We start from the raw sequence: 12,707 nt of genomic DNA, 5'->3' as shown, positions 1-12,707 counted from the left end.
TTAATACCCCCAATCGTTATGCACAATTGGCAATTTATTCAACTCATCACGATGTAACCTCCACTTTGGCATGAATTTATCCATTAAGGAGACGAACCTGTCGTTATGGTTTCTTTCGTGTAAATGAACCAGCTCATGCACTAAAATATACTCCAGACAAATTGGTGGTTTTTTTGCCAACTCTAAGTTTAACCAAATATTTTTAGAATCAGTATTACATGACCCCCATTTCGTTTTCATGTGTTTTACACCCCAATCATTGGTAGAAACCTCTATGATTTTTTCCCATTTATCCAGCAAAGGTTTAATCTGCAACTTTAATTGTTTGCGATACCATTCTCGCATTACAATTGCTTTTTCTTCAGTTGTAGCACCTTCTTTTATTTTTAATATAATTTTTTTAGTCCCTTCAATTTTTACTGAACTATATCCGTTTTTTTCTTGGACTTCTAACAAATATCGTATTCCTTGAAAAAACAAACTTTCGCCAGATACATAATCTCTTTTGGTCTCTCTGGCTTGCTCTTGAAAACTTTTTACATGCTTTTTTATCCATCCCAATTTGCTAATTGCAAACAGTCTAACTACCTCTTCATCCGTTTTCAATGGAACAGCCAATCTTATCCTACCGTGTGGTGGATAGACAGCGAGGTGCATGTTCTTGATGTCTTTTCTAATAACATCAATTTCAATGTTTGAGATATGTAAAAGATTAGAATTAGTACTCATTTTGAGCTTTTATAATTTCCATTATATTCATTGTTTTCTCTGGGTCTCCAACAATATTATTCACTTCAATTCTTAATTTTTTTTCTTTGATGCCACCATCTCGCCAGCCATCTAGTTTATTGTATTTAACTGCTTCATCTAATAAAATGGCTAAATTTTCATCATTGTCTAAATTATCATAAAGTGCTTGTTTAGCTCTGGTATTGATGTTAATTGGATAAGTTTGACTGGATGATGAATTTGATACCTCCTCAGCAAGTTTTTTGATGTTATCCAAATACACCTTATAGTCAATAGTTTCTAGCTTGCGTTGTTTTATCAATTCATCCAACAACTTGGACATTCTTTCGTAATATTTCGGATTCGTTTGTGATTCCTCATTAACTACTTTTCGAACATTATTTTCTATGATTTCAGCAACTGATGTTTGTCGTCCACGCTTTTTATCTTCTGGAGTACCTTCTAATTCATCTCTTAGTTTGATTATCAAATCCACCAGTGATTTGTTCTCAAAATCAGATATTTTTTTACTTGAATTAGCGTTTAGATACATATCCATCAACTGTCGCATCCCTGGCTCGAAACGCTTCAAATCTAAATAATCACCACTTGCTTGCTTGATAGTATCTCTTAAATCAGAATAATACTGAACTTCTTGCTTAATTTTCTCAGCTTCTTGTTCCGTATAATCTAATTTGTGCATTTCGTTGGCAACGTTGGCATACGCTCTAATCAACTTTACAACAGCTTTGTATAATGCGACTCTTTTTTCTTCTGTAGCCTTTATATCATCTGGGTTTTCAGTATCACCACAGAAGAATTTAATAAAACTAGGTTCGTCTTTGGGATGAACAGGTTCACACATGGCTCTTACTGTTTCTAAAGCCGTTTCTAATCTATCTCTACTCTCAGAAATTCTACTCTTTAATAACCCTTTTACATCATCTTTATCAAACATATCAAATGCTTCTGATGTATAATCATTGATTGATTTTTGTAAGCTATGGAATAAATCTTTGTAATCAATTATATAACCATAATCTTTATCTTCAGTATCCACTCTGTTAACACGACAAATAGCTTGAAATAAGCCATGGTCTTGCATACTTTTATCAATATACAAGTAAGTAGCTGAAGGTGCATCAAAACCAGTTAGTAGTTTGTCTACCACAATTAACAGCTTCATTCTAGCTGGCTCTTTTATAAATTGAGCTTTAGCTTCCGCTTCAAATTCTTCAGTTGACTTTCCATTTAACATCTTTGTGTAAACTTCATATTTCATAAGTTTATCCGTTGTGCCTTCGCCAGTTTCTTCCCCTTTAATATCTGATTGATGAGGCTCGTAGGATGTGATTATGGCACAATTCTTGAAATTATTGTTCTGGAAAATTTCGTAATATTTACAAGCTTGGTGTACAGAACTTGATACCAGCATGGCATTTCCTTCTCCAGTACTTAACCTTGGTTTTGTTTCAAAATCAAAAATAATATCAGCTACAATTTTTTCTAATCGAGATTTTGAACCGAGAACTTTTTGAATTGTTCCCCAACGTTTTTTAAGTTCCACTTTGGCAACATCGGTTAATCCTTTCGTTTTTGCATCAAACCATTCATCAATTTTTGTTTGGTCAGTTACAAATTGTTCTACATCTCTTGCTTCATATAGTAAATCCAACACAACACCATCTTCAACAGCTTCATCAAATTTGTAGGGATTACCGATATAAGGTCCGAAAATTTCTATTGATTTTAGTTTGTCTTTTTTAAGTAATGGTGTTCCTGTAAAACCAATAAAAAGAGCATCTGGAAGAATCATTTTCATAGCATCATGCAATTTTCCAGATTGTGTGCGGTGACATTCATCTACAAACACATGGATGTTTCCTTTAGCTTTGAAATCGCTTCCTAAGTTTTCTTTTAGTTCTTTTATGAAGGCTTCAAAATCTCCTTCGTCAGTTTGCCTCCCAAATTTATGAACCAAACTACCAATTAACATTTCTGTTTTTGCATTCAGAACATTGATTAAATCTCTTCCACTTTTGGTTCTGTAGATTCTTTCTTCAATACCTGTGAATAGTTTCTCTATTTGGTCATCTAACTCTTCTCTGTCTGTAATAATTAGCACACGGCTGTCTGCTACGTTTTCTCGAATCCATTTGGCTAACCAAACCATCGTTAAACTTTTTCCCGAACCCTGTGTATGCCAAATAACACCACCTTGTTTGTTTCTGATGTTTTGATGTGCTGCTTTTATGCCAAAATATTGATTAGGACGGCATAATTTCTTCACACCTTTATCAAATACTACAAAGTCATGAATCAACTCTAAAAACCTGTGTTTCTCGCATAATTGAAAAACATGTTTATCTAAAACATAATCAAATGACTTATCACATTCTTCTTTCCATTTTAAAAAGTACTTTTCAGAAGTTTCTATTGTTCCATATTGTAATCCTTGGGTATCGTTACCAGCCAGAACCAATTGAATGGTGGTGAAGAAATTTTGTATAAACTCTGGTTTTTGGTTGTCTAAATTTTGACGAATTCCTTCTTCTACACTTACTTTACTTCTTTTTAATTCTAATATACCTAACGCAATACCATTAACATAAATAACAATGTCTGGTCTTTTATTGTATCTACCCGCTACCGTAACTTCTTCAGCAACTCCAAAATCATTATTTTCGAAATTGTTCCAATCAATTAACCAAACGGTTTCTTTTGGACTTCCTAATTCATCTCTAACCGTAACCCCATAGCGTAATAAACTATAAACTTCTTTATTTGAAGCATATAAACCATTGGATAAGTTAGTAGCTGATTTCACCAATTCATCCACCGCTTTTTGACTAAGAGTTTCAGAATAACCTCTTGAAAGCAAATACTTTTTTAATAGGGTTTCTTCAACAGGAATGGTACGAATTTCTTCATGCCAATCACCAAGATAATTGTATCCTAATTCATTTTGAAATAGCTCTAAAACTCGATTTTGAGAGGTGCGTTCTGATTTGCCAATATTGTTCATACCAACCTCGTTTTACCTGTTAATAATTCTTGCATCATACCTTGTTTTACATTTTGGCATTTTGCTTTTTTAGATTCTAATTTTTCGATTTCTAAATCCATATCGGAAAGAATTTCGGATATTGCTTTTTGTTCTTGTATTTCTGGAACAAAAATTGTTATTTTACTATACTCAGCAATCCATCTTCTTTTGTGGTCATCTCCTAATGAAAAATTTATCATATTCATAGTTGAATAAATAAAATTGATATCCGTTTCTGAGGTAGCTTTTAGCATTTTCATTGCAGACGATTTTACTTTAAATTCAAAGTCAACATATTGTTTTGAAGTGGTAAAATCATCAAAAATAATCACTGGTAAATCGCTGTATATACCTTCTTTTTCATCTGTAAAACCAAGTAAAAAAGTTTTTCCAGCTGTAAGGACAGGAGTTTGACTTTGACCTTCATAATTTGCATTTTTCACAATGTATTTTGTGGGCTGTTCATATTTTAAGCATTCACCCATTTTTTTTTCGACCCAATCACCAGTATACCCTTCTAATCGCTTGCCACCTTTATGTGGTGGTGTGAGCAACTGTTGCATCGCACCCTGTTTGATGGCTTTCTTTTTAGTGATGAGCTTTTCCAAATTGGCTATCAAAGTATCAACATCACTTAATGCCGTGGCTATGGCTTTTTGTTCTTCGAGGGTTTGAGGTATTGAAATATTTATTTTACCCAAAGTATTCTTATTCAAACTGGGAACTCCAGAGGCTTCGTTGAATTCCTTCCAAGGTATCATTAGAAATTTATAATAAATAAACTTTGGAAAAGAATTTACGAAACTATGTGTATAAAATAAAGTATCAACAGTCCAAAACTTCCCAGACAAAAATACAGGCTTGTCTATAGTACCTTTTCTTCCTATGCCTACTGAATCACCGTTATATAAGTAATTATTTACAAACGTCATTAATCCACCAGTACCATATACTGGAATTTCACCTCGTGAAAGATGTTTGTAATCTTGTCCGCTTCCAAATTGTAAAACCTCTTCCAACTTCTTTACATTCCAATCATCTGGAATCAAACCCACTTCTGTTTGTTTAAAACCTTGTTTCTCCATTAACTCCATACCAATCCCATTTTTTCAAGGTGAGCACTTACTTTATCTTCTAGTGTTTTGGTCTCTTTATCCAGCTCTATTAAGGTGTTTTCATATCGTTCGGCTAATTGCTTCACTCTACCTGTTAAACGCTGTGAAATCGCATCAATTTCAGTTTGTATGGAAGCTTTAATACTGGTTAACCATTTGTCATCCACTACAAGCGTTCTAACATCGTCTTCGGTTAACTCTTTGAAAGTTTTTAGTGTTAAATTATCTAATGCTAAGGCTTTTTCTTTTTGGTCTTTTTTCAATTCAGCCTCACGGTTGAAAAGTTTCAACATTTCATTAGCCAATGAAATTGATTCTTTTTCGGCTGGGTTAGATTTATTATCTTTTATAAAAGCTGTAAGGGTGGTTTTCGTAATACTTCCTTTGTCGTTGGTTGCATCTAACAAAATACCTTCTTCTCCAGCGTGTTCTTCTTCAAAAGAAACTATTTCGGCTTGTACGCTTTCTAATTCAGTTTCGATGCTAACTAATTCTTGGTACTCACTTGCCAAAAATCTATTGATAACCAATTCTTTTGGAATAAGGTCACACATCCAACCTTTGTCAACTTCAGTACCTTTTTTGTTCTTTTCTAAAATGCGTTTTACTTTAGCTTCCCATCCATCTTCCACAATCAAATACACGTCATCTTTCATGGTTTCGTTCCAGTAGTCCAACAAGTGTTGGTAAACATCATACGCACCAATTAATGCTTTGTTACTGTAACGTTTCAAAATGTCTTCCGAAATTTCTTTGATAAATTCTTTCGGTTTGGTATCAATTGAAATGGCATTCATTTTAGGATGATTTTCTGTTTTAAAAGCTTCAAACAAACCACTTAGTTCTTGATTGTATTGGATAAAATCGGGATGTTCAAAAATGGTACTTTTTATTTCCGATTTTTCAACGTTTAATTTGGCATATCCTTCACGAATTGGAGTAAACAAATCCTTTCTTAGATTAGGATATACCGTCCAATATTCGTGTAAAGCATCAATATCTTTTTGAGGAATACCACCATTCAAATGCGCATTTAAGTCTTGAATATCTTCTTGTTCTTGCGTATCGATGTAACGAGGAATATTTAGATTGTATTCATTCTTTTCTATCTCACTGTATGGAACCAAACGACTAAATTTATCAATTTCCGATTGAAGGTTAAAGGCATCCACTATTTTATGAATATCCTGTTCTCTTAGCCTGTTTTTGTTGCCATCTTTCATAAAGCCTTTGCTAGCATCCATCATAAAAACACCTTCACGAGATTCCGCATTTTCTTTGTCAATGACTATAACACAAGCTGGTATTCCAGTACCGTAAAACAAGTTGGCTGGTAATCCAATGATACCTTTAATCCATTTGCGTTGCAATAAGTTTTTACGAATTTCTGCTTCTGCATTTCCTCTAAACAAAACCCCATGCGGCAGAATCACAGCACCTTTACCTGTGCTTTTCAGGGATGCAACAATGTGTAATAAAAAAGCATAGTCACCATTCTTTTCTGGTGGTACTCCATAGCCTCTAAATCGTTTAAATTCATCATCCATTGGATTAATACCTGTAACCCAGTTTTTTACTGAAAATGGTGGGTTTGCCACAACAAAGTCAAATCGTTTTAACGTTCCATCGTTCTCTTTGAAGCTAGGTGTTGAGATGGTGTTACCTCCAGAAATAGATGCTTCTGGATATCCATGCAACCACATATTCATGATAGCTAATCCTTTGGTGGCAATATCTTTTTCTTGTCCGTATAAAGTCAAACCATTTGGAGCTTCATCGGCTACCTTTAATAAAAGTGAACCCGAACCACATGTTGGGTCATAGGCTGTATAAGAAGGTTTATCAGCTTTATCAACACTAATTACTTTTGCTAAAATTCGAGACACCTCAGCTGGTGTATAAAATTGTCCTTTACTTTTTCCAGATTCAGTAGCAAAGTGACGCATTAAAAATTCATAGGCATCACCTAATACATCGTCATCTTCGGCACGGTTATTTTTGAAGTTTAAGTTTGGGTTTTCAAAAATGGCTATTAATTTAGATAACGTTTCTACTTTGTCTTTTCCGCTACCTAATTTATCATCATCATTGAAATCAACCAATTCCATAGAACCTTCCAATCCGTTTGCAGAAAATAGCGGTCTTAGAATTTCTTTGTTGATTCGGTCTCCAATATCTGGTTTTCCTTTCAAGGCTACCATATCATCAAATGATGCACCCTCTGGTATTTCAATTAATCCCATTGGATTACCAGCGTACTTATCTGAAATATACTTTACAAAAAGCATTGTAAGTACGTAGTCTTTATATTGAGAGGCATCCATTCCACCTCTTAGTTCATCACAACTTGCCCATAATGAGCTATATAATTCGGATTTTTTAATTGCCATAATTTGTTTGTAATCTTTTTAATTTAATAATTCCTTGGCATCCACCTGCAATAATTTAGCAATCTCGTACAGTACTTCAATACTTGGTTGTCGCTTGTTGGTAACATAACCGTTTACCATGTTATAGCTTTTTCCAAGCTTTTCGGACAGCCAAACTTGCTTTACACCTTTCTCCTTAAGCACCTCTTTTATACGATTCATTTTGTGGGGATTTTTTTGACAATATAGCAATTATTATCTCATAATTTGATATAAATTTTTAATTTAAAGTAAAAAACCAGGCATCGATTGTTAACGTATTGATATATAGTAAGTAAAACATATCCTACAAGCTAATAATTGACATTAGACATGGGAACAGATAGGTGGTCTTCACGTTCAAAAAGGGATTGTTTAACGATTCTTTACTATGTAATTAAGTCAAATTTTAGTCCAAAAAATTCTGGAAAAAAAATTTTAAAAAATATTTTTTTAAACGCCTCATCATACCCCATGCTAGAACAACACGAGGGACGGGCAACAGGGGTGGTAACGGGGGAAGCCCTCCCGTGGGGAGGGAGGTATAACAACCTTTAGGTTCAGCTATATATCATAAGTTACAATTGTAATAATATATAATGTAACATATATTGAATAAAGATAAATATTCACATTATAAATAGATAGTGTTTATTACTATTTAATTATAATCTATCTATTATCTATAATTAACAACTTACCTTCATATATGTTACTTATTTATATGGTAATAGGATAAAGTATAATATCAGCAATAATAGTCTATTACATAATTATAGCAATGATTATAGTATGCTCAATTTCCGCTATTTTAATTTTTTTTATCAATTTGTTATCTTAAACACTTGACACTTTGTTGGATTTTCGATATATTTATTAAAAAGCACAATATGAGAGCATACTCAATAAAACCTTGGTTGCTGGTAGATAGCTTCTACCAGCTTCTCTTACCAAGCAAACAATAAGAGTACTATAACATTCCTAATGTGGAATGACGAGAATAAGAGAATATTAGTGAACATTAAAACCGATTACCTATCACTTACAGGTGATACTGAGGATATTCAAATCCTTCAAAATGACAACAACCTAGCCGAATTAGCATTACAATTCCCAAATGTAAATTCGTTACTTATACCAAAAAAATCAGAATACAACCTACGCAAGTATGTTCCTAAAGCCATGCTTAAAGCAATTGATAGCGATGTTAACGTAGCTATCGAAAAGTGCCTAGTTTTCTTATCCAACTTAGCCAGTACTTTCTATACTGATGACAAGTGGAAATCATTGAAAGCTGATATATTGCATCAACAAACCAAGTCCAATGACAATACCTTTATTTACTCCCGAATTATCGATGTATTAAAGCATGGTACATCCAAAGGTGCGTTTATTGAAGTAAACGATAGTTATCTAGAGCGGGAATATTGCAAAAAGTACCGCTTAACCGATACCTACTTAAAAGCGGGATTGGTTGAGTATATTATTAAAGATGCTGGAATCGTTCAGAATCGTAATAAACTGTTCTTTGAACAATTAAATGAAGCAATGGTACATCCTATTTGTTCCAACCTTGTAAAAATGTATCCTAAGATTGAATTGCCTTCATCAAAAGAACTTTTGGCTATTGGTAAAAATTTGGTAAAACAAGGTCATAAAACCAAAAAAGGAAAAATATTAACCATAAGAAATAAGCATAAAAATGATTATTGGAAGGATTCAGATAATAGGAGTTTTGTTGAAGATAACATATTATTATTTGAGTTTTTAACTTGTAGAGGCTTTATGATTCCTAGTGTTGGCGATGAGAAAAGTGGTGGTCGTGTGGTAGATTCATTCACACTTATGCCCGCTTGGATTCGTGAACAAATTACGGTTAACGGAATCAAATTAGCTGAGTGCGATTACATCGCATTACATCCGAATATAGTCATCAAAATATATAATGGGGAACTAACTTACTTAACGCATCAAAACGTTGCGGAGCGAACAGGTATTGACGTTAAAAGCATAAAAACTGAACACCTAAGTTTCTTTAACAAGCAATGGTTAGCCATGCTTAAATCGCCCTTATTTACATTCTATTCAAGTCAAGAACCCGATATGTTATCACGCATATACAATGACAAAAAAGAGCACGGTTATAAAGTAACATCAGCCAAAATGTTTAGCGTTGAAGTGTCTATTATGACCGATGTAATCAACCACCTCAATACATTAGGAATAAATGTACTATACGTTTACGATGCGTTGCTATGTGAAGAAAAAGACAGAGCCATTGTAGTTGAAACCATGAACAGAATTATACTAGAACACAGTGTCTACACTTGTGTTAAAGTTGATGGTGCGTCACCTTTTGTTAGTCCCGAACCTATAGCAGAACCACAAACAATAGCACTACCAAAATTTGCTTTAGATGAACAAATAAACTTATATGAAGTATTACCGATGTTATCTTATGATGCTGATGACACAATGTCGATAATTTACGATATTGACCACTCAAGGATTACAATGAAAGAACTTGTTAAGTACATATCCAAACTAGCACGTGAACAAAAATATAATGATTATAATGGTGTGCAGATTACGCAAAAAGTAATTACAAATCTTAGGTCTGTTGTTAAATAATAATTAGTGATAGGTATAAAACTTGTATCTGAAGGATTTCTCATACAAATGTAGGTAATGGTCTTTTAGTATCAAAAGAAAAAGGAGTGACGAAAAAGAGTGACTATAACAAACTAAAAAGAAACAAACCAATTTTTCACATTTTTTAAATAGTAATAAAATAAGGGGTTAATGAATCTATAAAAAACATTTTATAGATTCATAACCCTGAGGTCACGGGTTCAACTCCCGTCTTCGCTACTGGATAAGAGAAATGATGAAAATCATTTCTCTTTTTTTACACCCCATAAAATCAAAAGATTAGCAAAAAACAACTTTATAAACTACGTTTTTAAAGACTTTATTTTTCAATAAAATACCTGTTTTTAACATAATTAAGAAACCTTACAATTGGTGCTGTTCCTGTTTTTTTTAACCTAAGAAAAGAAACAATTTATCGAATACCATGAAAAGAAAAGCTAAACTTAGGCTCAAAATTAAAGTACTAAAAAATCAAACTGTAAATTTTTCCAATTTATTTACTGCTTTACCATTTAACAATAGCACTTGCCCAAGTAAACCCACTTCCAAATGCAGCTAAAACAACCGTATCTCCTTCTTTAATTTTTCCTTTTTCCCAAGCTTCCGTTAACGCAATAGGAATTGAAGCCGCCGTGGTATTTCCATATTGCTGCACATTATTATACACTTGATTGTCGGTTAACTTAAACTTACTCTGGATATATTGAGAAATTCTCAAATTAGCCTGATGCGGTATTAGCATATCAATATCTGAAACTGCTAAATGATTTGCTTCTAAAGCTTCCATAATCACTTCTGAAAATCGTACGACAGCATTTTTAAAAACAAACTGTCCATTCATATATGGAAAATAACTTTCGTCATCTGGATTATTATCGGCTAAGATATCATTCACCCATCGCCCTCCCATTCCTGGAGCTGTAAGCACTAATTCTTCCGCATGAATCCCTTCGGAATGCAAATGCGTCGAAAGTATACCTTTGGTCAAATCTTCTTCTCGACTCAAAATCGCGGCACCTGCCCCATCCCCAAAAATTACGGAAACACCTCTTCCTCTGGTAGTCATATCTAATCCTGAAGATTGCACCTCTGAACCAATAACTAAAACATTCTTATACATTCCTGTTTTAATATATTGATCGGCTACAGATAAGGCATATACAAACCCAGAACATTGGTTACGAACATCAAGAGCGCCTACTGTTTTAAGCCCTAAATCCCTTTGTACTAAAACACCTGGACCTGGAAAATAATAATCTGGACTTAAGGTCGCAAAAACAATAAAATCAATATCATTTTTATCAATCCCTGCACGTTCCATAGCAATTTTAGCCGCTTTAACACCCATTGTAGTGGTGGTGTCTTCGCCTTTTACAATATGCCTACGCTCTTTAATTCCGGTTCGTTCCTGAATCCATTCGTCATTGGTATCCATGATTTTAGACAAATCGGCATTAGTAACCACATTGGAAGGCACATAAAAACCTAAACCTGAAATTCTTGAATTATACATAGCAGTATTTTTAGATTAAAAAAATGTGTTTAACATTCTAACCTACAAATTACTACTTTTTGAATAAATAAAAAGATTTTTTACAATTTAATAGCAAAGAAAAAAATGAAAAATCAGCATATTTTTAAATTCACTTCCTGATTGAATTCTAAAGAAGATTCATGTTCAAAAAAAATCACCTTTCTGTCAAAAACTGCTTTGATTAAATAATAACCACCTTTAAAATACGATTGTTTGACTAAAACATTCATAATTCCTTTGCCATCCACTTTTAATTGGTGTGGATACAACAAAAGCAATTCATCATCTTCATCTTTTACATCAATAAGTTGGGACAATTTCAATTCGTTTACTTCCCCAAAAAGTGAAGCAACATATTTATTGATTGGGTTGTTATACAAACTATTAGAATCGGCCTTGTCTACAATTTGCCCATTATACAACACTATGGTTTCATCGGCAAAGGAAAGTGCATCTGTACTGTCATGAGTAGCTACAAGACAAGTAATACCTTGGGCTTTTAAATACGCAAATAGATTACGACGTAAAGCATTTTTTCTAAAATTATCAATATGACTAAACGGTTCGTCTAACAATAAAACCTCTGGCTCTAGGGCTAAAACTCTGGCTAAAGCCACTCGCTGTTGTTGTCCTCCACTTAGATATTTAGCTTTTACATCGGCATATTCAGTCATCTCAACAATCTCAAGCAACTCTTGAACGCGTGCTTTCTTTTTGTCTTGATAAATATTAGACAAATATTTCCCCACATTCTCTGCAACTGTAGTATAAGGCATCAAATCAAAATCCTGTGATAAATATTTCATATATGGCATCCCTGGAACCAAATGAAAACTAGGCCCTAAAACCTCCTCGTTATTCCAGAAAATTTGTCCCTGATCTAAATCATACAAGCCGTAAATTAATTTAAGTAAAGTACTTTTACCACAGCCACTTTCGCCTATAATAGCTATATTTTGTCCTTTATTAACAGTAAAATTGATGTTTTGAACCACTGGTTTTTTGGTATAACCAAAACTAATATTTTGAACTTGGAGCATTTGAAAAGAATGATTTTTTTGAGAGTGCAAAGATAGATTTCTTTCATCTAAAAAAAGAAATAAATATTGTTATAAACCATATAAGTCATGTAAGTTTTTCTCTTCCTAAAAAAAAATAATTAGTTCAGAAAAGTTATTTTCATAAAGGAAAATTTTAAAAAATCAGTGACAATCTGCTAAATC

Annotated in this window: 8 protein-coding genes; 1 reads left to right on the top strand and 7 read right to left on the bottom strand. The window is 33.3% G+C overall.

Features of this window, described 5'->3' with window-relative positions:
- From P5P90_RS13705 to P5P90_RS13685, 5 genes are read right to left on the bottom strand one after another with little or no spacing between them, the layout of a single operon-like run.
- Positions 1 to 729 (bottom strand): M48 family metallopeptidase, encoded by a 729-nt coding sequence (locus P5P90_RS13705; protein ID WP_278035177.1) that lies wholly within the window; start codon positions 727 to 729, stop codon positions 1 to 3.
- A complete protein-coding gene (locus tag P5P90_RS13700) occupies positions 719 to 3,754 on the bottom strand; it encodes a type I restriction endonuclease subunit R (protein ID WP_278035176.1) in 3,036 nt (1,011 codons plus the stop codon). Before P5P90_RS13700 ends, P5P90_RS13705 begins: the two co-directional genes overlap by 11 nt.
- On the bottom strand, positions 3,751 to 4,869 hold the full coding sequence (locus P5P90_RS13695; RefSeq protein ID WP_278035175.1) for a restriction endonuclease subunit S: 1,119 nt from the start codon (positions 4,867 to 4,869) through the stop codon (positions 3,751 to 3,753). Before P5P90_RS13695 ends, P5P90_RS13700 begins: the two co-directional genes overlap by 4 nt.
- On the bottom strand, positions 4,860 to 7,280 hold the full coding sequence (locus P5P90_RS13690; RefSeq protein WP_278035174.1) for a type I restriction-modification system subunit M: 2,421 nt from the start codon (positions 7,278 to 7,280) through the stop codon (positions 4,860 to 4,862). Before P5P90_RS13690 ends, P5P90_RS13695 begins: the two co-directional genes overlap by 10 nt.
- Positions 7,281 to 7,298: 18 nt before the next feature.
- Positions 7,299 to 7,481, bottom strand: coding sequence for a helix-turn-helix domain-containing protein (locus P5P90_RS13685; protein ID WP_278035173.1), 183 nt, complete (start codon positions 7,479 to 7,481; stop codon positions 7,299 to 7,301).
- An 831-nt stretch (positions 7,482 to 8,312) separates the two neighbouring features.
- Between P5P90_RS13685 and P5P90_RS13680 the strand changes: the two genes are divergently transcribed.
- Positions 8,313 to 9,929 (top strand): hypothetical protein, encoded by a 1,617-nt coding sequence (locus P5P90_RS13680; protein ID WP_278035172.1) that lies wholly within the window; start codon positions 8,313 to 8,315, stop codon positions 9,927 to 9,929.
- A 526-nt stretch (positions 9,930 to 10,455) separates the two neighbouring features.
- On the opposite strand, the gene P5P90_RS13675 is transcribed toward P5P90_RS13680, so the two are convergent.
- Entirely contained in the window at positions 10,456 to 11,463 is a 1,008-nt protein-coding gene (locus P5P90_RS13675) for a 3-oxoacyl-ACP synthase III family protein (protein WP_278035171.1), read from the bottom strand.
- Positions 11,464 to 11,576: 113 nt separating this feature from the next.
- On the bottom strand, positions 11,577 to 12,524 hold the full coding sequence (locus P5P90_RS13670; RefSeq protein WP_278035170.1) for an ABC transporter ATP-binding protein: 948 nt from the start codon (positions 12,522 to 12,524) through the stop codon (positions 11,577 to 11,579).
- Between the last annotated feature and the right edge of the window lie 183 nt (positions 12,525 to 12,707).

The organism is Flavobacterium nitratireducens, from assembly GCF_029625335.1.
Classification (GTDB): domain Bacteria; phylum Bacteroidota; class Bacteroidia; order Flavobacteriales; family Flavobacteriaceae; genus Flavobacterium; species Flavobacterium nitratireducens.
Note: the sequence above shows the minus strand (reverse complement) of the source record. Positions and strands in the feature narration are given on the sequence as shown.

Excerpts from the sequence above, each read along its gene's own strand:
- P5P90_RS13690 (WP_278035174.1), bottom strand. The coding sequence starts at position 7,280 with ATGGCAATTAAAAAATCCGAATTATATAGCTCATTATGGGCAAGTTGT.
- P5P90_RS13670 (WP_278035170.1), bottom strand. The coding sequence starts at position 12,524 with ATGCTCCAAGTTCAAAATATTAGTTTTGGTTATACCAAAAAACCAGTG.
- P5P90_RS13675 (WP_278035171.1), bottom strand. The coding sequence starts at position 11,463 with ATGTATAATTCAAGAATTTCAGGTTTAGGTTTTTATGTGCCTTCCAAT.
- P5P90_RS13685 (WP_278035173.1), bottom strand. The coding sequence starts at position 7,481 with ATGAATCGTATAAAAGAGGTGCTTAAGGAGAAAGGTGTAAAGCAAGTT.
- P5P90_RS13700 (WP_278035176.1), bottom strand. The coding sequence starts at position 3,754 with ATGAACAATATTGGCAAATCAGAACGCACCTCTCAAAATCGAGTTTTA.
- P5P90_RS13695 (WP_278035175.1), bottom strand. The coding sequence starts at position 4,869 with ATGGAGTTAATGGAGAAACAAGGTTTTAAACAAACAGAAGTGGGTTTG.
- P5P90_RS13705 (WP_278035177.1), bottom strand. The coding sequence starts at position 729 with ATGAGTACTAATTCTAATCTTTTACATATCTCAAACATTGAAATTGAT.